Source organism: Paenibacillus gorillae (assembly GCF_000513275.1).
Taxonomy (GTDB): Bacteria; Bacillota; Bacilli; order Paenibacillales; family Paenibacillaceae; genus Pristimantibacillus; species Pristimantibacillus gorillae.
Genome location: NZ_CBVJ010000067.1, coordinates 62,213 through 87,730, shown reverse-complemented (window position 1 = coordinate 87,730; position 25,518 = coordinate 62,213). Strand labels below are relative to the sequence as shown.

Annotated in this window: 14 protein-coding genes; 12 read left to right on the top strand and 2 right to left on the bottom strand. The window is 48.9% G+C overall.

Annotation, left to right across the window (positions count from 1 at the left end; all coding sequences use genetic code 11):
• Positions 1 to 34: 34 nt before the first annotated feature.
• From TY10_RS11250 to TY10_RS11215, 8 genes are all read left to right on the top strand, one after another.
• Positions 35 to 2,689, top strand: a complete 2,655-nt coding sequence (locus tag TY10_RS11250) for a carbohydrate-binding protein (RefSeq protein WP_052350492.1) — start codon at positions 35 to 37, stop codon at positions 2,687 to 2,689.
• Positions 2,690 to 2,893: 204 nt separating this feature from the next.
• Positions 2,894 to 4,546: a response regulator gene (locus TY10_RS11245; RefSeq protein ID WP_042163300.1), complete on the top strand. Its 1,653-nt coding sequence runs from the start codon at positions 2,894 to 2,896 to the stop codon at positions 4,544 to 4,546.
• Entirely contained in the window at positions 4,539 to 6,320 is a 1,782-nt protein-coding gene (locus TY10_RS28800; protein WP_052350491.1) for a sensor histidine kinase, read from the top strand. Before TY10_RS11245 ends, TY10_RS28800 begins: the two co-directional genes overlap by 8 nt.
• 249 nt (positions 6,321 to 6,569) lie before the next feature.
• A complete protein-coding gene (locus TY10_RS11235) occupies positions 6,570 to 7,511 on the top strand; it encodes an ABC transporter permease (RefSeq protein ID WP_042163298.1) in 942 nt (313 codons plus the stop codon).
• 23 nt (positions 7,512 to 7,534) lie between these two features.
• Positions 7,535 to 8,428 carry a carbohydrate ABC transporter permease gene (locus tag TY10_RS11230; protein WP_042163295.1) on the top strand — a complete coding sequence of 298 codons (894 nt, stop codon included), beginning with the start codon at positions 7,535 to 7,537 and terminating at the stop codon, positions 8,426 to 8,428.
• Positions 8,429 to 8,496: 68 nt separating this feature from the next.
• Positions 8,497 to 10,149 (top strand): extracellular solute-binding protein, encoded by a 1,653-nt coding sequence (locus TY10_RS11225; protein ID WP_042163294.1) that lies wholly within the window; start codon positions 8,497 to 8,499, stop codon positions 10,147 to 10,149.
• 76 nt (positions 10,150 to 10,225) lie between these two features.
• Positions 10,226 to 12,262: an endo-alpha-N-acetylgalactosaminidase family protein gene (locus TY10_RS11220; protein ID WP_042163292.1), complete on the top strand. Its 2,037-nt coding sequence runs from the start codon at positions 10,226 to 10,228 to the stop codon at positions 12,260 to 12,262.
• Positions 12,263 to 13,059: 797 nt separating this feature from the next.
• Positions 13,060 to 14,238, top strand: a complete 1,179-nt coding sequence (locus tag TY10_RS11215) for an IS110 family RNA-guided transposase (protein WP_042163290.1) — start codon at positions 13,060 to 13,062, stop codon at positions 14,236 to 14,238.
• Between the two features lie 227 nt (positions 14,239 to 14,465).
• On the opposite strand, the gene TY10_RS11210 is transcribed toward TY10_RS11215, so the two are convergent.
• Both TY10_RS11210 and TY10_RS11205 read right to left on the bottom strand, forming a co-directional pair.
• Positions 14,466 to 15,713: a response regulator gene (locus TY10_RS11210; RefSeq protein WP_042163288.1), complete on the bottom strand. Its 1,248-nt coding sequence runs from the start codon at positions 15,711 to 15,713 to the stop codon at positions 14,466 to 14,468.
• A 28-nt stretch (positions 15,714 to 15,741) separates the two neighbouring features.
• Entirely contained in the window at positions 15,742 to 17,484 is a 1,743-nt protein-coding gene (locus TY10_RS11205) for a sensor histidine kinase (RefSeq protein ID WP_042163286.1), read from the bottom strand.
• A gap of 302 nt (positions 17,485 to 17,786) precedes the next feature.
• Here TY10_RS11205 and TY10_RS11200 point away from each other — a divergent pair, with 302 nt between their 5' ends.
• From TY10_RS11200 to TY10_RS11185, 4 genes are all read left to right on the top strand, one after another.
• Positions 17,787 to 19,085, top strand: a complete 1,299-nt coding sequence (locus tag TY10_RS11200) for an ABC transporter substrate-binding protein (protein WP_042163285.1) — start codon at positions 17,787 to 17,789, stop codon at positions 19,083 to 19,085.
• Positions 19,086 to 19,157: 72 nt separating this feature from the next.
• Positions 19,158 to 20,030, top strand: a complete 873-nt coding sequence (locus tag TY10_RS11195) for a carbohydrate ABC transporter permease (RefSeq protein WP_052350490.1) — start codon at positions 19,158 to 19,160, stop codon at positions 20,028 to 20,030.
• Positions 20,027 to 20,860, top strand: coding sequence for a carbohydrate ABC transporter permease (locus tag TY10_RS11190; protein WP_063510435.1), 834 nt, complete (start codon positions 20,027 to 20,029; stop codon positions 20,858 to 20,860). The genes TY10_RS11195 and TY10_RS11190 overlap by 4 nt, the downstream gene beginning before the upstream one ends.
• Before the next feature lie 31 nt (positions 20,861 to 20,891).
• Positions 20,892 to 25,460 carry a discoidin domain-containing protein gene (locus TY10_RS11185; RefSeq protein ID WP_042163279.1) on the top strand — a complete coding sequence of 1,523 codons (4,569 nt, stop codon included), beginning with the start codon at positions 20,892 to 20,894 and terminating at the stop codon, positions 25,458 to 25,460.
• Positions 25,461 to 25,518 lie beyond the last annotated feature (58 nt).

Genomic DNA, 25,518 nt, shown 5'->3' with positions numbered 1-25,518 from the left:
CAGCCAAGTATCGCAATACAGGAAGGGAAAGGTGATGCGGTTGAACAGACAAAGGTGGACGCGATACTTTGCGGCTCTGCTTATCGTCATCGGAATATCATTCGTTATTTACCGGATCGCTGTTCCGGGGCAGACGAAAGAGGAAATCCCGGTTGTTCAGAATGAGAGCGTAGAGGAGGAGAGTTCCCCAATGCCGGAAACTGCTGAGGTTGTGTATGCTTATGAGGCGCAGGACCCTGCCAACACATTGAAAGGGCCTCATACGAATATAGCGGATTGTGCTCCATGCTCTGGAGGAAAGCAGGTTGGCGGCCTATTCGAAGGCGGGTCCGTGCAATTCAATGGGGTTGAAGTGCCGGAAGCAGGCGACTATGTCGTCACCATCCATTATATTTCCGGTGATCCTCGTTCCTTCTACGTAGGCGTGAACGGCGGAGAGTCGGAAAAATACGATTTGCCGGCTGTAGCGAAGGACGATTGGGAATCGGTAGGCACTTATGATGTAGCTGTAAAGCTGAATGCCGGCAACAACGTTCTTCTATTCTCGGATGGAGACTGGTATTCGCCCAATCTGGACCGGATTGTCTTGAAGAAGGCGCCTAACGTCACGGAAGGACAAAACCCGAGGACCGTCTGGGGTGACTCCGGCAATATTGGGGAACAGGTTTCTGCACAGGATTACGGGTCCATTAAGGTCGTTCAGCATGCGAACGGTCTGACGATCGATAACGGTGCCTATCAGATTCTGTATAATACTTCGAATGGCTTAGCTGCTTATTCTTGGAATGGCCGTATCATTGCCAAAGGGGTATACAGCAGCTTCAAGCAGGACGACAAACTGCTGAACAGCTATGAGTACGACGCTCATCAGCTGTTGCTGGATGGAATCGTCCCGGTAGAGGATGGTCATGGCAAAGGGATCAAGCTCACGATTCGCAATGAGAAGGAAGGTCTTCCGTCCTTTGACCAGCATTACTACATCTATGAGAAAATCGGCTACTTCGTAACCGAGGAAGAAGTAAGCGGCAATGAGCCGCTGAGCAGCAACTACATGGCTCCTGTTGTCCTCGACACAGAGGGTGGAGTCGATATCGGGCAATATGAGGATAACCGGGTATTAATCGTTCCTTTCGATAACGATGCGTTTGCCCGTTTTGCTTCCAAGACGATTAATACGAACTTGAATACGGAACGCAATATTAGCTCGGAAGTGACGGCGGTCTTTGACAATGTCAGCCGCAACGGACTCATTATGGGCTCGGTCACACATGATACTTGGAAGACGGGCATTCACTGGAGCGGCTCGGACGACCGGTTGAACAAATTGCAGGTATATGGAGGCTTCACCTCCAAAAGCGTCACCTACGATACGCTGGAGCATGGCAAAATTTCAGGAGCGAAGCTCCGGTCCCCTCAAGTATTCGTTGGATTTTATAACGATTACCGGGACGGAATGGAGGAATACGGGCGGGCGAATGCAGCTGTCGCTCCTCCGCTCAGCTTCGGATCAAACCTTCCGAAAGGCGTACCTGTAGGCTGGAACAGCTGGGGCGCTTATGCCGAGCATCTGTCGTATGACAAAATGATCGATGTATCAAATTTCTTCCATAAGCATATTCAAAATTCTTCATTTAACAATGAAGGAAATATTTACATTAACATGGATTCTTTCTGGGATAATCTTACGCATGAGCAGATTAAGGACGTTGTCTCGACCATTCATAAGAACGGCCAGAAGGCAGGCTCCTATCATACTCCGTTCGTCTATTGGGGCAAAAACTTCCTCCAAGAGGTAGAGGGTACGAACGGCAAGTACACGTATGGCGATATTGCCCTCAAGGACAGCGAAGGCAAGATCGTTCCTTATCAAATGGGGATTGCTCTTGATCCGACTCATCCTGGAACGAAGATGAAGATCGATCATGATATTGCGAAGTTCAAGGCGGACGGCTTTGAATTCCTCAAGCTGGATTTCTTGACGCATGCGACGCTGGAAGGCGAGCACTATAATAAAAATGCGCAAACGGGAATACAGGCTTACAACGAAGGTATGGCTTACCTATTGGAGCAGCTGGACGGCACGATGTTTATCAGCGCTTCGATCGCTCCGATCTTCCCGAGCCAATACGCGCACAGCCGGCGGATTTCTTGCGATATCGACGGCTCGATCGGAACGACCGAGTATCAGCTGAACAGCTTAACTTATGGCTGGTGGCAGAACGGTACGATCTACCCGTATACCGATCCGGACTATATGACGCTGGAAAAGGGCGAGACCTTCGAAGGCTCGCAGACGAGGGTGAATGCCGCGGTCATCTCCGGTACTGTATATTTCAGCTCTGATGACGTGAATAAGCCGGAATCGCAGAAGCTGATGAAGCAGCTGTTGACGAATCCCCGGATTAATGAGCTGGCTGTAAAAGGAAAAGCTTTCCGTACGGTGGAAGGCAACACAGGAGCAGCGGCATCGGATACGTACGTGCTGGAGGATAACGGTACTTACTACTTGGCCGTATTCAACTTCAGTAAAGACGGAGCGGAGAAGACTGTAGATCTTGCCCGGGCAGGAATTAGCGGAAATTATAAGATCTCCGATATGTGGACGGACAAATCGGTTCAAGCTGCAGAGGGCAAGCTGAAGCTGTCGCTTGTGGGACGGGAATCGAAGCTGTATCAAATTACGTTCTAATCGTAGCAGTATGAAGGAGACTCTGGTGCTTTGCACCGGGAGTGAAAATCGAGAGTTCTGATGGCATGAAGCGCCTTCAGAGCTCTTTTTTCTTTGCATGTCAGTGTGGTTCGAATACGAGAACGTTACAATAAGCCGTTTGACTTCATGAATAAGGGCTGATATTTTAATCATCATAGCAATAGACGTGTGAGCGTGGAAGAGGTGAGCGATCTGAGCAAAGTGCTTATCGTGGAGGATGAGAAGGAAATCCGCAAGGGATTATGCGGTCATCCTTTGTGGCGGGAACTAAATATTGGCCCTCTCTATGAGGCCGATGACGGATATACGGCTCTGGAGATCGTGAGACAATTGCCCGGCATCCGGCTGATCATTACAGATATTCGAATGAAGAACATGTCGGGTCTTGAATTGATTCAGAAGCTGTACGAGGAACTGGCTTACGACGGGAAAGTCATTATTATTAGCGGCTACGATGATTTTCAATATGCACGTAAGGCGATGAGCTATGGGGTCGTCGATTTTTTGCTAAAGCCGGTTAATATGGCGGAGCTGGGCCAGGTTGTTATGAAAGCGCTATTCCTGCTGGAAAAGGAGGACAGGCAGCAGCATAGCCTTAGCATTATTGAGGATGCCATGCCTAAGCTGCGGGAGAACATGCTGCAGGAGATGGTGGAGCAGCCAGCCCGAGGAAGCGCTGCACCGTCCATTCATCATTTGCTGGATCAGTATGAGGTTGGCTGGATTGGCTCTGATAAGCTGATGCTATTGCTGCTTGAGGCGGATAATTTGAAATCATACGTTCATCAGGGCTACTCCGCGACAGAGCAGAACCGGATTATGTTTGCGATGGGCAATGTGCTGGAGCATTCCTTGCTGGAACAGGCCGAGCAGGCCGGCCGTTATGTACGTTTTCGCACGATGTCTGAAGACAGATGGGTCGTTCTGTTCAGCGTTCCTCATGGCTCATCAGCTGCATTTTCCAATTGGATGGGGGCATTCAAGTCTACGCTTGCCTCCCGGATCAAAAAGTTTGTGAAAGTAACGGCAACGATCGTCGTGACGCCAGAGGGATCGATGGAAATGCTTCCGGATTTGTATAAAGACGCGCTCGACCGATTGACCCAGACCAAAATATACGGTGATGCGGAATCAGCGAACGAGCTGGAGCTGGAAGCTCTGAATGTGTTCCGGGATGTCGACCTGCTGCTGGAGACGAAGGCACTGGCAGATTTGCTGAAGCATGGCGAGGAGCATGATGTCCGGGAGGCGATGTCCCTCTTTCCTGTTATGGTTCGGGAGCGGGGCGTCAGCCTGCTGCGGGATGTGCATCATCTTGTGTTCGAATGGCTGCTGGAAGTGTTCGACGATGCGAGAAGATTGGGATGGAAAAACGAGGAATGGCGCAAAAAGCCTCTGCTTGTGTGGGAGAAGATCGAAGCCTTCGATACGGTAGAAGCGCTCCATCTGCTGGTGCTCGATTACTTGTTGAAGGTGAATGCCGAGCTGCAAGGAAGTCCCCGCAATCAGATTTTGCAAAAGGCGGAGCAATATATCCAGGAGCATTATTCCGAGCCGATTACGGTGCAGATGGTTGCGGACTATGTCTATTTGTCACCGGAATGGCTCAGCACGCTGTTCAAAAAGAATGTCGGCATGACTTTTCTGGATTATGTCACGCATCTCCGGATGGAGAAGGCGAAGGAGCTGCTGCAAGATGTATCCCTGAAAATTTACCAGATCAGCAGCGAGGTGGGCTACCGGGATACCGTCTATTTTTCCAAGCTGTTCAAAAAGAAATTCGGCTATACCCCCAATGAATATCGCAACTTAAAGGGGATTGACGGCAATGATTAAGCGCTGGCTCCATTATCCGATGTCGATGCGATACCGGTTTATGTTCGTGTTTTTTATTCTGATCGCTGTCCCCTTTGCATTGGTTGGTTATATTGCGTTGTCCAAATCGGAGAAGACGATTCATAACAGCAATTTGGATTCGGTCGTACAGACGGGCAAAAACCTGGACAACTTCTTTTATTACGTGAGGAATGAGCAGGACAAAATTATGGCGTCGGATGAAATGCAGACGTTATTCAATGACGAATTAAACGATCATATCGACGAAATCGATTATGCCAATAAGCTGATCGCGTATACGGACACTTTGAATTATGCGAATAAGCTGTTCAAAATCCGCTTGTTTCCGCTCCGTCCGGACGAGCATCCGACCTATATGAAGTCGGCTTATGATGTTGTTGATCTGAACCATGTGCCTTGGTTTGAGGATATCGTGGCGAACGGCCGGTCCTTCTGGAAAGTATTCGGGCCCGAGGATCACCCCAGCCAATTCGTTCAATCGACACTTGGCAGCGTGAAGCGGCTTCACAGCTTAAAGACCTTTCAGCCGCTCGGCATCGTCGTTATGGAGATTCGGCCTTCCATTCTTGCCGAGTTTATATACCCCGTCAAGCAATTGGACAACCAGAAGCTGATGCTGGTCAACAAAAACAATGAAGTCATCTACAGTACAGACGACAAGTACGTGGAAATCGAGGACAGCTTGAAGCCTGTGCTGCTGGATTCGCAAATCTCGAAGACGATGAACTACGAGGGTAAAAGCTCGCTCATTAGTGCTTCCGCTGTAATGGATGGCGAGCTAAGGCTGGTCAGCATCGTGCCGCTTAAGGATTTGAACAATCCCGTTGCGGTCTTGAACAAATTGACACTGGCGTTCCTGATTTTCTATTTCCTGCTGTCGATTTTTCTTGCCGGTTACTTAACGGTAAAATATACGAGTCCCATCTCGTCACTGGTCCGGCAGATGAAGGTGCTGGCCAGAAACAACTTTAAGGAAGACAGCTTGTCCAGTACGAATCTGGTGGAGAGAAGCGATGAGGTCGGCTGGCTCTATCGCGGCATGCACAATATGATCGGGGAAATTAACAAGCTGCTTATAGAGACGAAGGAATCGGAGAAACGGAAAAAACAGCTGGAGTTTCAAGTGCTGGCCTACCAGATCAATCCTCACTTCCTGTACAACACGCTCGATACGATCCGCTGGAAAGCCGAAGCTCATCATATCGATGAAATTAGTGAAATTGTCAGTTCACTCGGTTCCTTGTTCCGACTCAGCTTGAACGGAGGCAAGGAGATTACGAATGTGCGCCGGGAACTGGAGCTGCTGAAGGCCTATGTTCATATCGAAAAGGTGAGGCAGTCGAGCCTCGTTCGTATCACTTATAGGATCGAAGAGGAGATCCTGCATCTGCCGTTCATGCGTCTGGTGCTTCAGCCGCTGGTAGAGAATGCAATTCGGCATGGCATTGCGGACAAAGGGGATGCCGGTATGATCTTAATTCAAGGCGGATTGGAGGAGCACGGCATTTGCTTCCGGATTACCGATAACGGTCCCGGCATTCCCGATGAAATCAGGCAAACGCTGCTTGATCCTGCTGCAGAAACGAGACATGGCCGTGAGGGCGGGCTTGGTCTGATCAATGTCCACGAACGATTAAGGCATTACTTCGGAGAAGCTTACGGTCTGGAAATCGAGAGCGAGATCAACAAGGGGACGACAATCGTTCTCTGGCATCCTGTATTGCCTGAAGATATAACGGAGCTTGACGGCTAATTGACCGACAGACGTACGAAAGGACAGACAGACGGACGGGTAGAGCCGGAACTGAATAAGCGGAGTGTCTGTCTGGATGGAGATGGCGGGCAGTCCGAAGTTGCGGGAGACTCATGCATGATGCATGGGTCTTTTCTTTGTTTTATCGGAGGCAGGGTTGATTCCTTAGATTTATAACAGTAAAGCTTAGAGTTGTCTCATAGGCAGCTATTTGCCCCGCTGGTATCCTGTTTACAGGAGGGGAATGCAATGAAGGAACTGGATGCATCATTGAAACCAAAGAGCAATCGAACATGGAAAATATTCAAATCACAACTAACGTTGCAAATGATGATTTTGCCCTGCATGCTCTTTCTGCTCATATTCGCCTATATTCCGCTGGCGGGTAACATTATCGCTTTTCAGGATTTCAAAATCATTTCCGGATTTACGGGAAGCGAGTTTGTCGGGCTGAGTCATTTTAAGGAAATGTTCTCGGACCCCACTTTCTATATGGCGATGAAGAACACGGTCATTCTAAGCTTGTTTTATTTGCTGGTCGTATTTCCTGCGCCGTTGCTGTTTGCCCTGCTGATCAATGAAATTCCATTTGTACGGTTTAGAAAAATACTGCAAACGACAAGCTACTTGCCGCATTTTATTTCGTTCGCGATGGTCGCTTCCATGTGGATTATTTTGCTCGACTCCCAAGGAGTGGTCAATCAGTCGCTGCTGACATTGCAATTGATTCATCATCCGATCGAATTCTGGACAGACCCGGATCTGTTCCGGCCCTTGTCCTTGCTGGTGAGCATCTGGAAGGAGACCGGATGGGGAGCGATCATCTTCCTGGCTGCCGTTGCGGGAATTAATCCCGATCTGTATGAGGCTGCGATGATGGACGGGGCTGGGCGAATCAAACGAATCATTCACATTACGCTGCCTAACCTCATTCCTTTGTTCGCGATATTGTTTATTTTGAAAATCGGCACTTTGTTTACCGGCAACTTGGATCATTCTATTCTGCTTGGTAATTCATTCAACAAAGAATCATCCTACGTCATTGAGTATTATTCCTTGCAAATGGGACTTGAGCTTACCCGCTATTCCTATGCAACCGCAGTCAGCCTGTTCCAAGCTGTAATGTCGCTGCTGCTCGTATTGTTCGCGAATTGGTTCTCCGGCAAAGTATCCGGCAACCGCTTGTTTTAAATTAACTGATGGGAGTGACTGCGATGCGTTCACCTATAAAGCTGACGCGAGAAGACAAGATCGTGAACGTTACCGTAATAATCGTTGGTTTAATCGCTTTTGCAGCAACCTTTTACCCGCTTTATTATTTGCTCATTTACTCATTGAATGACCCGGTGGATGCGGCCAGCGGCCAGCTGTACCTGTTCCCGCGGCAGTTCACCTTGTCTAACTACAGTGTCATTTTTCTGGATGATCAGCTATTGAATTCCTTTCTCGTAACAGTTGCCCGCACGCTTATCGGTACGGTTACGGGCGTATTGTTCACTGCAATGGGAGCATACGCGCTGTCCAAGGACCGACTGCTGTACAGAAAAGCCTATTCTTTAGTGGGTCTAGTTACGATGTATGTGAGCGGCGGATTGATTCCGAATTACTTGCTGCTGCAAAAGGTGCATCTGCTCAATTCCTTCTGGGTGTATATTATTCCGTCCTTGTTCAATATTTTTAACGCTTTGTTGTTCATGGCCTTCTTCCGGCAAATGCCGAAAGAGCTGGAAGAGTCGGCGAAGGTGGACGGTGCGGGTGACTTTTATATTTTCACACGAATCATTTTGCCATTGTCGAAGCCGGTTCTTGCTACCGTCGCTTTGTTCGTAGCGGTCAATCACTGGAATGACTGGTTCAGCTCTGCCTACTTTGTATCCAACCAGCAGCTATGGACGCTGCCGACGATTATCGTCCGAATGTTATCCGATACGGCTATTATCGACAACATGCAGAACCTGCCGCCGAATATGCGGACCGATCCGCTGTCGACCTTGCTTGCTATTAAGTACGCGACGTTAATCGTCACGGTATTGCCAATCACAATCGTCTACCCATTCATTCAAAAGTATTTCGTTCAGGGCATGATGGTTGGGGCTATCAAAGCTTAAATAGGGTATCATAAGGTCTATCGTTTACGGACCTTTTGGATATAAAAACATAGGGGAGGTAGTTTTTTATGAAAAAATCAATTCCGGCGTTATTAATCGCTAGTCTGCTGGTTGCCATGCTGGCGGGATGTGCAAACAAAAACAACGATAACACTAGTCCTAGCACATCGCCCGGGACGAATGGGGAAAACAGCGAAGGCGCGATTACGCTCGATCTTTATTCCGACCGCTCTTGGTACAGCGACTGGACTGGAGCGGGTGCGAAACGGATTACAGCCAAGACGGGCATCAGCTTTAACGTGAAGAAGCCGGTTCAGGATGACGGCGACGGCAAAGATATTTCATTGATGATCGCAAGCAACAGCTTGCCGGATTTGCTGGTGGTTGATAAAGAAAATAAAATGCTCAATCAACTAATCGATGGCGATTATTTGTATTCGATGGATGAGCTGATCGACAAATATGCACCTAATCTTCGTAAAATACTGGACGAGCAATACGGCGAGGAATTGCTGACCAACTTTAAAGAGAAAGACGGCAAAACCTACAAGCTCATTTCCGGCTATCAGACGAAAAAATATTTAGAGGAAGCGAAGGCCAATGGCGGACTGGCGCCGGTATGGCTGCCGCAATTCGTAGTCCGGAAGGATTACTATGATGAAATCGGCCGGCCTGACACTTCGACTCCGGAGAAATTTCTGGACGCGCTCCAGCAAATGGCCAAAAATCATCCCGACAAAATTCCGTATTTAGGCGATAAAGGACAGCATTCGAAAGACTTGGGCTGGTTTTTGCCGCAATTCGGAATTGAAGACTATTATGTAAACGGTGACAAAGTTCAGCATAAGCTTCATAACCCGCAGTACAAGGAAATGATTAAATTCGCGAATGCGATGGCGAGCAAAGGCTTGCTTACAAAAGAATCCTTCGTTAACACTGGCGAGGTTACTGCGCAGAAGGTTGCGGCGGGCTCGGTTATCGTATCGGCTCAAAACTCGGCTGCCAAAAACAATGCGGCGCCAAAGGACAATCCGAACACAAGCTTTGAAATGCTGTCGCCATTCTCGACCTATATGTATCCGACGATTCCGAAGGGCTGGATGGCGCTCGTTATTCCGAAAAGCAACAAAAACCCGGAGCGTACGATTAAACTGCTGGAATATGCGGCATCAAAAGAAGGCCAGGCTGACTTTTTCTTCGGTGTAGAAGGGGCAGGCAAGGATGATTTTAAAAGTCTGGAAAGCGGACCTCATTTCTATTATGACCAATCGGTTCCGAATAACTATTTCCCGCAAGGCAAACCAAGCTTTACGACCGGCTTCAACGATGAGCTCAGCAAGGATTGGAGCGGTTCATGGAAGCAAGCGGGAATGGGCGAGCCCATTATGCTGGTAGCGAACTGGGCCGTATCGAATACCGTTTTCTGGAATCCGCAGGACCCGGACAAATTAGCTTATGATAAGCTGATGTCTCCGAAAATGAAGTTTTTCCCTGAATTCAACTTCACGATCGACAGCACAAGTGAAGTGGGCGTTATTGAAGCAAAAATCAATACGCTTCGGGCTGATTATTTGACTAAGCTTGTATTCGCGAAATCGGAGACGGAGTTTGATTCCATCTACAGCGATATGATGAGTGTCGCGGATAGCATCGGCATTGCAAAGCTGGAGAGCGAATACACGAAGCAATACGCGGACAATAAAGCAAAGCTTGCGAACTAATAGTACAGAAATAGTAAAGGAGAGGGCGGAGAGTTGGGCGCTGCCCTCTCCTTTGCTGTTAGAAGGAGGATATCGCATGTATATTTTGGAGAATGAGGATCTAAGAGTAGAGCTGTATGACTGGCCGGGGGTAAAGCAATATTTGCATAAAAAGACAGGGGAAACGATGAACGGCAGCGGCCCTGACGGCAAATGGGCATTGAACGGAAATACGGTTGCATGGGAGCAATGGGAGATTGCTGCTGAACATGATCCGCGCAGCGCAGCGGTTTCTTATCAGATGAGATTGAGAGAGTTTGATCTGGAGATTTCTGTGAACTATCAGCTGGAGCAGAATGAGGTACGGGTCACGTTAAAAGTGGCGGAGGACCGTTCCCGGTGGCTGCAGACGATCGATTGGATGAATCAGCCTCTGCTTGCCTGCGACGATAGCAGTTATTCCTATGCCCGAACGGAGATTCATGCCAAGAGCTGGCGATTGATTCCGACCGGAGGCCGGGGATTGTACGACCGCAGACAGATCAAGGAGCTTATTAGTGATTCGGTTCCGGATCTAGCTGTCGTACCAACGATGCATACTTGCTTGTTCAATGATGAGCTTTGCTGCTTCGTTCATACTAATTATCCCGTTATTCCGCTTCTGAGCGAGGCTTCAGGCAGCGGCAAGTATAAGGGCCGGGCGGATGCTTATGCTGTTGGGCCCAATACGTACCAATATCGGGTCCGCAATGGGGTGATGGAGCCGCTGGAGATGAGCGTCGTTTTTCTGACGGACAGCAACGGCGACGGCAAGGCGGATGAATGCGATTATCAGCTATGGCTGAATCGGAAGTTCCCGGATGCTAATCCTATCTATAAAGAAGCAATCTGGTATAAAGTGTTTTGTGCGGAAAGAAAACGCGGCGTACTTACGACGTTCCAGGAAACGCTGGACATCATCCGCCAAATTCATCATATTACCGGAGGCGTCCCGCAAATCGTCTACTTGGTCGGCTGGCAATTCGACGGGCATGATACGGGGTATCCTTCGCTCAATGTTATTAACCCTAAGCTGGCCGTCAATCCGGACAGAGCCCGCGAGGAGCTGCTGGAGCTTATTCAAACCGCTAAAGAGCAATATAATTGTACGATCAGCTATCATATTAACGTTGATGATGCTTATGAGGATTCACCGGATTGGAATCCGGCTAATCTGAGCCGTGATCCGGATGGAGCGGCGCGCGTATGGCTGGATTTGGAGCATCGGGTGTACCATATTTCTCATACGAAGGATGTGGAGAGCGGTCATGCATTTGACCGGCTGAAGCAATTTCTGGAGCTTGTGCCCGTGGAGAAGACGGTGCATCTGGATGCGTTCAGAAATACGAATGATAGCTGGGATGAAGAGGGTTATATCGGACCGTTGGAAGAACTCATTTGCGGCATGAAGCCGATTATTGCCTATTTCAACGAGAGAGGGATCGACGTGTCGACCGAGGGCCAGAACGGCATGCCGATCGAAGACAGCGGAGTTTTCAGCGCATATTGGCACTTTTCTCCTTCGCAATTGTATCATGGGAAAATTGTCGGCGGCGGCAGCGTCGATCTGAACGCAGTGGCATGGGGCAAAGGCGCCTCCATCGATGCCGATATTTTGTACCGGGGCGAGCCTACCCGCCTTGAAGGCGAGATGGTGCAATCGACGGCCTTCCATGATAACTGGAATCAGGTTGTCGATATTATTTATCTTGGTTCCATGCTGTACCGCTTCTACTTGGAAAGAGAAATGGTGGAGATGCGGGAAGAGGAGAACAGCGTAATAATGCGGTTCGGAGATGGCGTTACCGTGCAGATCGATAAAAAGAATGAGCAGCTTGCCGTCACATGGGGACCGCTGGTCATCGCGGACAATCACGACCGCTTCATTCCGATGGATAACCGGATCTATGCGTACAGCAGACATGGCGTCACCCGGACATGGCCGCTGCCGGAGAGCTGGCTGGCAGCCGATTACTCAGTATACCGCCTTACGAAAAACGGCAAAGAACTCCTTTACGATTATACCGTGAAGGACGGCGCGATCGAGCTCAAGCTGGAGCCGCATGTGCCTGTTATGCTGGAGTTGAAGGCTTAAGATTAGAACCGCTTCCCGGCATTCCGCCGGGGAGCGGTTATTTTTTATACAATGATGCTGCCTTAGGTTCGAACTGGGGGGAAAGACATCACAGTAGGGCAACGGACAGGACATTTCTACTCCTAAAGTGTTCGGGTTTGGAAGGGCTGATATTATCGGCAAATAGGCGGGCAGAACGCCTGAGGAATCGTTGAATCGTATGCCGGTGCTCATCCAATCGCTTAAAGAACTCCATAATCCAACCTTATTCTTGCGTTACCCTAGACCTGACTCTCATACGATACCTGGGCTAGCCTCGCTCACTAAACAAAATGTAAAAGTGCAGGTTGATCAGGCCTAAACGGCCCAAAATCGCCTTCAAAATGCAAAAGTGCAGTTGAAATCGCTCGATTTCACGTTATAGGGGCTTTTTAGGCCAATCAAACTGCACATTTGCATTTTGAAGCTCAAAATCGACGATAAAGCGGCAAACAAACTGCACTTTTACATTTTGATTCGTTGCAGCCCTATAGCCTAGTTGACTGGGGTGAGTGGAGCGTTTTGAGCTCAGGCTGATTTTCGTATTATTAGGTCAACCAGAGATTTCTGGTTGGCCTATTTTTATGGCTGTTTTATGATGGCGGTAGCCGGGAGAACGCAGGCTGACTAGGGTCAACGAACCCGTTGCAAAAACTGTTCTCCTACTACCTCCAATGACCATGTTTGGGCTGGTTGGGGCATTTGACCTCGTATCACAAGCGAAGCTATGGGTTTGGAGCCATCGTAGGATTGCCGGCAAATTATTGTAGGAGGTTGTTATGGAGCGAGTAGTAGGTGTGGACGTTGCAAAAGGAAGTAGCGTGATTCAAGCCTTTTTGACACGGAATGTGCCGTACGGGAAATTGGAGAGCATCTCGCACAAAGAAGATGGATTTGATCGTTTAAACGAACTTCTGGCTCAATTAAAGGCAGAGACAGCAAGCGACCCCATCGTCGTACTTGAAGCAACCGGACATTATCATCGTGGTCTTACTGATTATCTAGAGCGCAGTGGATGGACATACTTCATCGTTAATCCGTTGCAAGCGAAACGAGCAAAAGGGACACATTTACGTAAGGTAAAGACGGATGCTGCGGATGCCTGGCATTTAGCGGAGATGTACTACCGAGGCGATGTAATGCCGCATCGCAGATGGAATGAGACCTATACGGAGCTTCAGCATATGACCCGGCACCATGAATTTATAACGGGTTTGTTCGTGCAAGCGAAATTAAATATGAGATCGTTGTTGGATCAAGTATTTCCAGCCTATGAAAAGATCTTTAGCAATCTATACTCTGTCACCTCTTTAAAGGTGCTGGCTCATTGTTTGGAAGGTTGTGTTGGAGGGCATGGCGAAGTAATTAAATTGAACGCAGGAAGATCACATTCCAAGCGGTGGGTAAAAGAGAAAGTGGAACGACTCGAGGAAGCTCTCATTCACTGGAACGAGCAGCCGAAAAGTCGATCCCAGACTGTTATTCTCCAGGGTATGGTCGCTTTGCTGCTATCGTTTTCTGAGCAACTAAGTGAACTAGAGGAGCAAATGACCGAAATAGCATTACGTCTACCTGAGGTAGCGTTGGTGAAAAGCATACCAGGCATTGGAGACAAACTAGCCGCAGTAATCGTCGCTGAGATCGGGGACGTACGACAGTTTAATGATCCGAAGAAGCTTGTTGCTTTCGCAGGTCTAGATCCTGCCATATTCAGCTCAGGTAAATTTACGGCAACGAGTTTACGGATTACAAAGCGTGGGTCTAAGAGGCTGCGTCGTGCTTTGTATTTAGCGGTGCAGTGCGCCATTCGAAAAAGTGCGAATTCGAGAATTCAGGAGTACTACAAAAAGAAAAGAGAAGAGGGCAAGCCCTACAAGGTGGTTGTGATCGCTTGCGCCAACAAGCTTCTCCATCACATCTATGCCATCCTCAGTAAGTGCCAGCCCTATCGAACCTAAGTACCCATATTTACCCATAACCTTCACGCCAATGAAGGTTATTTGTCATGCTTAAAAAGAGTATACCAGCAAAAGTGCTAATGACCAATACGAATGACTTGACAAGTATTAGCTGGTTTTTGCAGATTCTATCCATAATCATCGTGATAGCGATGAGACTATGGAATCAAGAATAGCAGCATGAGCCAAAACGCGCAGCGACCCCGCGCACAGCAGCCATCCCGCATCTACGATTCAGCTCCACTAATAGCCAGCCGATAGTCAGACGGCGAGATCCCATGCACCTGCTTGAATTTTCGGAAAAAATAGTTGGGGTCGAGGAAGCCGACCGCCGTTGCGATTTCCGACGCTTTTAGAGGTGTAACAGCCAGCATCTTCTTCGCATGATCCAGCCTGACGCGGTTAATATAATCGTTGAAAAACTGTCCCGTTTCCTTCTTAAACAACCGGCCCAAATAAACGTTGTTCACGTTGAACTGGATAGACAGCAGCTGAAGCGAGAGCTCCTCGCTGTAGTGTTCCTGTACATACCGTTCGACCTGTCTCGTAATGGGATTCTGAGAGATCACGCTTATCTCTCCATGATTATCCCCAACTGGTTGGCTGCTGCATTGCGCCAGTGCTTCCTCATACGATTCATGAAGCTTATTTGGCAGGCAGGTCACCTTCCCGAAATAATTGCTCCAAGGCGTCTTCAAGATTGCGCGATACCGTTCGGAGAGATCGGCCATCCAGCTGTTATTGCCGGCACTGAAGCAATCGGCATCCTGCTGACTCTCGTCGGTGAACAAGACAATGATTTGCCTATGCTCATTGAGAAAAGCGATGCCGCGGCCGCTTTCCTGAAGCGCTTCCTCGACACTATTCAGAATAGCGAAGGAGCGGTACTGCTCCTCGCTTTGCGTCAGCTCGCTCTCTTGCCGGTCATGCCAATCGATGATACAAATTTGGTACCGCTCATTCATTAGAAGAGGCAATTGCAGAAATTTCAGCTTATCCCGGAGCTGGTCATATTGAATCCGATTTTGCGCCCAGCGCAGCAAAATGTTATTTTTCAGCAACAGGAATGATTCACGCTGCATTTGCTCTTCGATATATTGCCCCTGAAACCGTTCGGTGCAGGAGGCGATAATTTGAGTAAGCTCTGAGGCATCGATAGGCTTCAGCAGGTAATCCTCGACCTGATATTTCATCGCCTGCCGCACATAGGCGTATTCATTGTAACCGCTCAGCACGACAATTGAGGTTTTCCAGTTGCGCAGCCTAATCTGCTCGATTAGATGCAGACCGTCGCCCTTCGGCATACGAATGTCGGTCAGCACAATATGGGAGCGATTCGCCTCCATGAGCTCCAGCGCTTCATAAGCGCCCTCCGCCTCCGATAAATGTGTCACATTCAGCTCTTCCCAATTAATTAATCGCTTTAAGCCTTCTCGAATATATTGATCGTCATCAACAATTAATAGCCGGGTCATCGGAATCCTGCCTCCTTATGTAAGTTGGCTAACGTTTATAGGGGAAAATCATAAATAATCGAAACGGCTGATCGCCCGATTGCTTAGCGGGAAGTGACAAGCCATACTCATTGCCGTAAAAATGCTTGATGCGCTCATGAATGTTTTTCAGCCCCAAATGCTGCTCCGGGAATGTGTTTTCCGTCTGCAGCAGCTGCTGCAAGCGGTCGTATTCCTCGGCTGTCATCGGCTTGCCGTTGTTATGAATTTCGATAATGAGCAGCTCAGACTCTCTCTTTATTGCCACATGAATGACAGGCTCCTCGTACTGCTCCAACTGGCCGTGCTGGATTGCATTTTCAATAACCGGCTGCAGGGTGAATTTGAGCATAAAGCAGTTTTCCAGATTAAGCTCTGCCGTTACTTGAAGCTCGATGACGTTGGACTTTCCTAACATCAGCAGCTCCAAGTAGTAGTTGGTATGCGCAAGCTCCTCCTGCACCGATATGAGATCATCGGTAGGCTGCAGCATCCAGCGGTAGAGCCGCCCCAGATGATAGAGCTTCTCTGCCAGAAACGGCTGGTCGCTAATTACGGCCTGCATACGCAGCGATTCCAATGTATTGTATAGAAAATGAGGATGAATCTGCGTCTTCAAAGCGATAAATTCGGCGTTTCGCTTACGAATTTCAGCTATATACACCTGGCTGATATGATTTTGCAGCTCTTGCGCCATCCGGTTGAAGCGAAGCATCAAATCGCTAATTTCATCTTCGCCGCTCACAGGCATTAACGGGGCGAAGGGATTGCGCTGCACCTTTTTGAAATGCTTGCTCATCAGATTGAAACGCCCGACAATAAACCTCTGAATGACATGAATGATGACGATGCAGACAAGCCAGCTTAACCCCAGTATCATAAAAATGCGGAAAGCGATGTCTGAAAGTTTACTCTGCAGATTGGATTTATAGCTGATACCGATAATATCGAGTTCGTACTTATCAATAGAGAGCCGGGAGATGAGATCATTGGAATGATCCCAAGCGGACGGCTCCTCCGGCCTGCTGTCCAGCAGCACATTATCCTTCTGCTTAATAATGAGGCGATAGTCCAGGCTTTGAGTATCGAACTCGTTCGCAATCGTGCGTGTATTTAATGTAACGAGATAATAGCCGTACACCCGGTCGGGGTGAATGCTTGTTGGATTATAGATCGGATTGACGATATATAACATAGGGTCTTCAGGCGCCAGCAGCTGATCCGAGCTTCCGAAATAAGGATGCCGGTAAAGCTTCGGAAAGGCTTCGAAAAACGGTTCATACGGAAACGAAAGATGAGTCCGGTACTTTTGCTGCTGTGACTCCATAAACAATCGTTTATCCTGCACACGGTACATCATCACGGATGAAATATAAGGATTGCGGGAGAGCATATGCGTCATTACGTTTTTAATGTAATTTTGTTCCGAAAGCGCTTTCCTGTCTTCCGTCACGTCCGGAATATTTTCGGGCAGGAACAGCTCGTACACGCTCGTCTGCATATTGCCGTTCTGATAGAGGCTCATCGAATCGTATTTGAACCGTTCCATCATATCGGTCATTAAAATTTTCAGCTTCTCTGTGCGAAAGGTTAATAGCTCCAACTCTTTCTTTTCCAGTATAGAGTAGAAGTTGTTGTAGACGACGAGGCCCAGCAGCAAAAAAATGACGAGCAGTGCAGCGCCAATACCGATATTCAACTTGCGAAATATAAATCTGCCGACCCATTCACGGTACAGCTTTTTTATCCACATGAAGCCGACTCCTTCGCTGTTGATCTTACGTCATTTTAGGAGCAAAAATAAAGCGCTGTCAACTGCTCGGAGGCGTTCAGATACAGTTTCTCCAGTTAAAATATGGTTTTTACTCTAGCATCGGCAAATGGACAGCGCAGGTTTGGAAGAACCTGTTAAAAACTATTCATCATTGCCGGGCTTCTTCCGCAAAAAGAAGTTTAATTGCTCTAGTGAAAGTGGAATTTATGCTGTGGCGGCATGTAACGACATCTTCCTATAATAGATTCGAGAATACTAAACGAGACGAAGAGGTGGTCGAAATGAAAAAGTGGTTCGCATTATGTATGGTGATTATGCTGGCTGCGGTATTGGCGGCTTGCGGCGGCAAAACCAATAATAGCAGCACTGGAGAGAAGGGAACGGATCCAGAACCGGCGGCTAAAGATGTAGAGATCGTGTTTCAATCCTGGATTACGCCAAACCTGACAGTCGAGTATTACGATAATTTGATTAAGAAGTTTGAAAGCGCTAACCCGGGCATTAAAGTGAAACGCATTCAGCCTCCGGCGAATGAAGGAAACCCGGACAGCTATCTCAAAACGCTGCTTGCATCCGGTGACTTCCCGGACGTCGTTCAGAACGCTACGATCCAAATGTTCGTAGATGCGGATGCGCTGCTGGAAATTCCAATCGATGACGACATTAAGAAGATTAACAACTACGAGGCAGAGATGATTGACGGCAAGCTGTACAATATTTCGGCAATTAGACAGCCGCAATCGCTTATTTTCTACAATAAGAAGCTGTTTGCGGAAGCGGGCATTACGTCCACGCCGAAGTCTTGGGCTGAGCTGGAAGCAGCTGCTGAGAAGTTGAAAGCGAAGAACATTACACCGCTGCTGACGGCAGGTGATTGGACAGCCGGATTCACTTTCTCGGTTATGACGTCGCCAACGATCTATAAAGATAATAAAACCTGGTACGCCGACCGCTTCGACAACAAAGTGAAATTCACCGATGCGAACTGGAAGGAAGCAGCAGCCTATTACAGCAATCTGATTGAAAAGGGTTATTTCAATAAAGGCGCTTTGAGCATCGATTACACGGCTGTTGAGCAGGAGTTTCTGAAGGGCAAAGGCGCGATGTATCCGATGGGCTCGTGGTTCAGCGCAGCTGAAGCCGTTGCTCAGAAGGACTTTGAAGTAGGCGTATTCGCAACACCAACCAAGGATGGTACGCAATATTTGCTAGGCGGGGAAAATGCAGGCGGCTACGCGGTTGCCAAGAACAGCAAGAACCCGGAAGCTGCGCTGAAATTCGCCAAGTTCATGATGCTTGATCCGGAAGCGCATAAAGGCTATCTGCAAGCCGATGCCTTGTTCTCCAACTTGAAGGAGCCGCTCAAATGGGAGATGTCTCCGCTGCAGACGGAAATTTACGAGCTGCTGCTCAACAACCCTCCGATGGTTGGTCACATGAACAATAAGGTTGGCAGAGTGCCTGTTGCAGGCATTCAGGATCAATACAACAAGGTGGCGCAAAACATGATGCTCGGCGACATGGATGTCGAGAAGGGTATGCAGTCACTCGACGAATATTGGGATAAACATAACAAATAAAGCTGCTTGCAGAAGGGGCGGGCAAAGCGCTTCGCCCCTTTCCCAATGGCATCATTAAGGCGGTGGTACGATTTGCTTAACAAGGATCGATGGTCTTATGCATTAATGTTCTCACCAGGCATTCTTATTTATTTCGCATTTCTTCTGATCCCTATTATTCTGTTGGTCTATTATTCGTTCTACAATTGGGACGGCATCAGCCCCTCCTATCAATTTGCCGGGCTGAGTAATTACACGGAAGCTTTTCAGGATAAAGGCTTTAGGCGTGCATTGCTGGTTACTCTATTTATTGCGGTCGTCTCTACTTTCTTCGTGAATGTACTAGGTATCGCTTTTGCGGTTCTGTTGAATAAAAAAGGCCGGATGACGAATTTCTACCGTTCCGTCTTCTTCTTCCCGCTGCTGCTCAGCACGGTGTCGGTCGGCTTTATTTGGAAAAGCATATTAAGCTATAACGGCTTGCTTAACAATTTGCTGGAGCAGCTTGGCGCGGAGCGGATCGAGTTTTTCGGCAATCCGAATCTCGCGGTATTAACGATTACATTCCTTGCGATCTGGCAGTCTACCGGCTTTATCATTGTTATTTATCTTGCAGGTCTGCAATCGATTCCGGGAAGCCTCTATGAGGCGGTTCGAATCGACGGGGCCAACCGCTGGCAGCAGTTCAGACATATTACGTTTCCGATGCTGGCGCCTGCTTTTACAATGAGCATTATCTTTATGTTCACAGGCTCCATGCGGGAGTACGACCGTGTTGCCGTACTTACTTACGGCGGTCCGGCTGGTGCGACGGAGACGATCGCCTATCAAGTGGTCAAGGTAGGCTTTGGCGCGAATCGGCTGAGCTACTCAGCAAGTCTGGCGGTATACATGCTCATCATTGTAAGCCTGCTGTCGGTATGCTTGACAGTCTACTTGCGGAGAAGGGAGGAGAAGCTGCTATGAGGAGAAATCTCACAAACTATCTCAGACACCTATTCCTCATGCCGTTGTCGCTATTGCTGCTCGTCCCGTTCTATATTGCAGCGGTCAACGCATTCAAGACGAAGGCGGATATACTGGACAATCCTTTCTCACTGCCGCTAGTCCGGCTGACGGTAGACAATTTTATCCGATCGGCAGTCACGCCTTCGTTTAATATTTTCAAAGCGTACGGCACGTCTATATTGATTACATCGGTGTCGGTGGTGCTGCTAATTGTGCTCTGCTCGATGATGTCATTCGTATTTGCCCGCGTGAGCAACCGTTTCCTGTCGGTATGCTATCTGCTGCTTCTGTCGGGGCTCATGATCCCGCCGCAAGTTATTCTAATTCCGCTAGTGAAGGTGCTGGCGAAGCTCGGACTAATGTTCACGCCGCAAGGGTTGATTCTTTACAACATCGGATTCTATGTGCCGTTTACCGTCTTTATATTCGTTGGATTTATCCGCACACTGTCACGGGAGCTAGACGAATCTGCGAAGATTGACGGCGCGAGCCAGTTCACGATTTTCTGGAAAATATTATTCCCGCTGCTGCGTCCGGCAACAGCCTCGGCAGTCATTTTCCTATGTCTGTGGATTTGGAATGACTTTATCAATCCGGTCATCATCTTGGGCTCAACCAAGAGCTATACGGTGACGACTGGTATCTTCCAGGCTGTCGGGCAGTACAGCACGAACTGGGAGGATGTGTTTGCATTGGTGGTACTGGCCTCTGCACCGATCTTCCTGCTCTATCTGTTCATGCAGCGTCAATTCATTGCAGGACTAACGGAAGGCTCGATAAAGGGATAACAGGTTTCATACTCTCTGGAAAGGGGGCGGAATGCTGAAGTTAGCAGCGGGGATGGCCGGTGCGGGAGAGGGGGTGATCCTGCCTGCGCTGGCTGTGACGCTGCAAGAATTGGAATCACAAAACGATAAGAAGCATAGGAGGCATAATTCGATGAAAAGTAAGCTGGCATTGCTATTATCTCTAATCCTGGTATTTACAAGCTTATCGCTATCAGGTGCAGCTCCGCGCGCTCATGCCGCAGCACCACAAAGCTTTTACGTATCGCCGCTTGGCGACGATACGAACAGCGGGACGGCTGAAGCGCCGTTTCGAACGATTGAAAAAGCAAAGCAGGCAGTACGGGCAGTCAACCAGGCGATGACGGATGATATTTATGTTTATTTGCAAGACGGCGAGTACTTCTTGAATGACACGCTGACCTTTGACAGCCTGGATTCCGGCAATAACGGATACAATGTCATTTATACGGCGGACGACGGTGCAACGCCTGTCATTAGCGGCGGAGTGGACATTAGCACAGGCTGGGAGCTGTATGACAGCAATCAGAACATTTATAAGAAGACAGGCGTAGACTGGAATTTCCGGCAGCTGTATACCGGCGAGGACCGGGGTGTACGGGCCCGTCAGCCCAATCTGACTGATGATGTTGTCAAAGGCCCTTATTACAGAGCGAAAAACGGGGAATATCCGTATGTGATTGGTGATGATGAGCGCGCTTGGGGAGAACAGTTAAACGGCACCTCCGCAGAAATGGTTATTCTGCAAAGCTGGAGCCAAGTACGCGGCCGCATCGACAGCATGAATACAACGACCGGTCAGGTTGATTTCAAGTTTCCTGAAAGCGGTTTCTCTTATAATCATCATGGTCAAGGAAATTCGCCATACTTTTTTGAAAATGCTTTATCCTTGCTGGATGCAGAAGGAGAATGGTACCTCGATACGGCTGAAGAGACGGTTTATTACAAGCCTAGAAGTAATGAGACGATGAATACGACTCGAATCATCGCGCCTAAGCTGGAGACTGTCGTGAAGCTGGAGGGCAGCGCGGGCGACAAAGTGCATAACATTACCTTCTCGGGCATTCAATTTATGCACAGTAATTGGCTGGCGCCTTCAAACTACGGTTATGTAGATGTGCAGGCCGGCTTCCGCTATCAGTCGGTGACCGGGGGCAATAACAGCGAGATTCGAAACACTGCGCGTTACACAGCCTCCCGGGCGATGCTGGAGCTGAAGTATACGAGCCATATTACGATCCAGAACAATGCATTCCGCTATGCGGGAAGCTGGGGCATTATGGGGTACGAGGGTACGGATCACACCCTGATTACTTGGAACCATCTTAGTGATAATGCCGGGGGCGGGATCGCGATGGGCATTGTCGGAGATCTATGGGATGACAACGAAGGACAAGACCCGACGTATACACTGCCTGACGGTCAAAGCCAATATGATACCATTACCCATAATACGATCGATCATGTAGGTCTTGATTATGGCGATATGGTCGGAATTGGAGCTATGCTGCCCCAGAACATGACGATTGCGCATAACGAGATCAGCAATCTGCCATACTCAGGCATTAGTATCGGATGGAACTGGGCGGATACCTACCATGGCATGACGAATAATCAGGTGCATAACAACTATATTCATGATGGGGTAAGACTGGTTCAGGACGGCGGGGGTATCTACACACTGGGCCGGATGGACGGCAAATCGAATATCTACCACAACTATATTAAAAATATGCGGCAAGGCCCGTATGCGGCCTGGAATCATATCATGGGCGTCTACTTGGATGGTGAGACGAGCTACAGGATGGTGGAGCGCAATGTGATCGATAATACGGAGCATGGCTTCTCCGGCTCGGCGCATGACAATATTATTCGCTACAACTATTACAACGTGGACTTCGGCGGCGTCAATCCTTCCAGCACGGCTTATGGAAACATTAGCGTGTCCGGCAATAATTGGCCGCAAGAAGCGCAGGACATTATCGCTGCTGCAGGGCCGGGTAAAGCTTCTCTGCCGCTGCCGACAGAGCCTGTCAATCTGGCTTTGAAAAAACCGGTAACGGCTTTATCGCAAAGCAAAGATCCTGCATTTGCCGTTGACGGCGATACGGGAACGAGATGGGCGCAGGAAGAGGGCAGAACCGATCCGCAATGGCTGACCGTAGATTTGGGAGATGTCTATTCCGTTGCATCTACGAGCACGATGTTTGAGCTGAACTCGGGCTATAAGTATAAAATCGAATATTCGGAGGACGGGGAGAACTGGTCGCTGTATGCCGATAAGATGGCTGCTGCGACAACTCAGCAGACGAATAATGACGTGAACGCCGTCATGGCACGCTATATGCGAATTACGATGACCCATGATTGGGGCGGCAGCATCTATGAATTCAGCGTATATCCGGGAGCAGGCGGCACGCCGCCGGAAGCCAACTCTTTAATTCTGAAGGATGAAGTCACCTTCGATAAAAATCCGTTAAGACAAAGTGATATTCAGGTCAAGATGGTCATGAACGGCGGAACGCTGAACGGAATTAAAAATGGTACAGCAGATTTGGTGCCGGATCAAGACTACACGCTGTTCTGGGATCAGGTATTAATCTATAAATCCTATCTCCAAACACTGCCGGCTGGGGAAAACAGGCTAACTTTCGATTTTGCAGCGGGTGCAGATCCCGAGTTGAAGGTCAACGTGATTGATGATGACGGCTCCGTCAATGTGGCGTTGAACAAGCCGGTGACAGCTTCTTCGCAAAGCTTTGATCCTGCCCTTGCAGTAGACGGGAACAGTAACACAAGATGGGCGCAGCAGGAAGGGATCTGGAATACGGAAGGCTGGCTCATGGTTGACCTGCAGGGCGTATACAATATTAAATCCGTTACGACAATGTTCGAATTGACCAGCGGATATAAATACAAAATCGAGTCTTCCCTCGACGGGCAAAGCTGGAGCACCTATGCCGATCGTACGGCAAGCACGACGACGCAGCAAACGTATCATGATAATTCGGCAAGTCCCGTAACGGCAAGATATATGCGTATCAAGGCGTTTTACAGCCTGGGACCAAGTATCTTTGAATTTAGCGTATTCGGTACGCCGGTGACGCCGAATTCAACGATTGATAAAACGGCTGCTGCATTCAATAAGACGCCAAGCAAGCAGTCGGACATTACGGTTGGATTGGATCTTCAAGGCAATACGCTGTCAGGCATTAAAAATCGGATGCTCTATCTGAAGCCAAACGTGGACTATACGGTTTCAGGCAATGAAGTGACGATTCTTCGCTCCTACCTGTCTACTCTAGGTGAGGGGAAAAGCACGCTGGCATTCGAATTCAGTGCCGGCGACAATCGTAATCTCGAGGTAACCGTAACAGAGGCTGGCGGTACAGAAATCGATATTGCGTTAAGCAAAGCGGTTAGTGCTTCCTCGCAAAGTAAAAGTCCTTTTTACGCGGTTGATGGTGATCCTGCGACCAGATGGGCGCAGCAGGAAGGCTTAACCGTGCCGCAATGGCTGAAAGTTGATCTCGGCAGCGCTTATGATATTACCGGTGTCAACACGAGATTTGAGCTGAATACGGGCTACAAATACAAGATTGAATATTCGACAGACGGATTCAGTTGGACTACTTATGCGGATAAGACGAGCACAGCAACTACGCAGCAAGTAAATGAAGACCGCAAGACAGCGGCCGTATCGGCCCGCTATGTCCGGTTGAGTGTAACGGATTCCAACGGTAACGGCGCTAGCGTATATGATTTCAACGTCTACACGTTAAAGGCAGCCGATCCTAATGAAGGCGGAGGCACCGGCGGTGAAAACGGCGGCAACAACGGCGGTGAAAACGGTGGTAACAACGGCGGCGAAAACGGTGGTAACAACGGCGGCAATAATGGCGGCAACAACGGTGGCAACAATGGTGGCGGCACCGGCGGCAACAATGGCGGCCAAACTGGCGGGAACAACGGTGGAACAGGTAATAACAATAGCAATGGCAATAACAACGGCAGCAATAAGCCGGGCGATACAGGTGCCGAAGCTGCAAAGTTTACCGATGTGAGCGGCCACTGGGCGCAAGCCAACATTGAGGAGGCTGTGAAGCTTGGCATCGTTAAGGGGTACACGGACGGCACATTCAAGCCTAATGCAGTCGTGACCCGTGCAGAGTTCGTTGTGATGCTAATGAACGGACTGAAGCTTGATGGAAGCGGCGGAGAGCTGAGCTTCGCCGATGGCAGCCAGATTGGCGCCTGGTCGCAAGAGGCGATCGCGAAAGCGCTGCAAGCCGGCATCATAACTGGCTATAATGACGGGAGCTTCCGCCCTTCGGCGAGCGTAACTCGCGCGGAGCTTGCAGTGATGATTGCCCGGGCAAGCGGAGTGAAGCTTGCTGACGTGGAGACAACGGGCTTCGCAGATGATAGTGACATACCAGCTTGGGCGAAAAGCGCGGTCTATGCGATAAAGGCAGCGGATATTGTTAAAGGCAAAGAAGACAACACGTTTGCTCCCAATGCTAAGGCAACTAGAGCTGAAGCGATTACGATGATTTTGAATGTATTGGAGGCAGACAAATAATCCAATCTTTATGAAAAGCTGCGGCCGCTCCCGGATATTAACCGGGGGCGGCCGTTTC

Excerpts from the sequence above, each read along its gene's own strand:
- TY10_RS11235 (WP_042163298.1), top strand. The coding sequence starts at position 6,570 with ATGAAGGAACTGGATGCATCATTGAAACCAAAGAGCAATCGAACATGG.
- TY10_RS11225 (WP_042163294.1), top strand. The coding sequence starts at position 8,497 with ATGAAAAAATCAATTCCGGCGTTATTAATCGCTAGTCTGCTGGTTGCC.
- TY10_RS11185 (WP_042163279.1), top strand. The coding sequence starts at position 20,892 with ATGCTGAAGTTAGCAGCGGGGATGGCCGGTGCGGGAGAGGGGGTGATC.
- TY10_RS28800 (WP_052350491.1), top strand. The coding sequence starts at position 4,539 with ATGATTAAGCGCTGGCTCCATTATCCGATGTCGATGCGATACCGGTTT.
- TY10_RS11215 (WP_042163290.1), top strand. The coding sequence starts at position 13,060 with ATGGAGCGAGTAGTAGGTGTGGACGTTGCAAAAGGAAGTAGCGTGATT.
- TY10_RS11190 (WP_063510435.1), top strand. The coding sequence starts at position 20,027 with ATGAGGAGAAATCTCACAAACTATCTCAGACACCTATTCCTCATGCCG.
- TY10_RS11250 (WP_052350492.1), top strand. The coding sequence starts at position 35 with ATGCGGTTGAACAGACAAAGGTGGACGCGATACTTTGCGGCTCTGCTT.
- TY10_RS11210 (WP_042163288.1), bottom strand. The coding sequence starts at position 15,713 with ATGACCCGGCTATTAATTGTTGATGACGATCAATATATTCGAGAAGGC.
- TY10_RS11230 (WP_042163295.1), top strand. The coding sequence starts at position 7,535 with ATGCGTTCACCTATAAAGCTGACGCGAGAAGACAAGATCGTGAACGTT.
- TY10_RS11200 (WP_042163285.1), top strand. The coding sequence starts at position 17,787 with ATGAAAAAGTGGTTCGCATTATGTATGGTGATTATGCTGGCTGCGGTA.
- TY10_RS11220 (WP_042163292.1), top strand. The coding sequence starts at position 10,226 with ATGTATATTTTGGAGAATGAGGATCTAAGAGTAGAGCTGTATGACTGG.
- TY10_RS11205 (WP_042163286.1), bottom strand. The coding sequence starts at position 17,484 with ATGTGGATAAAAAAGCTGTACCGTGAATGGGTCGGCAGATTTATATTT.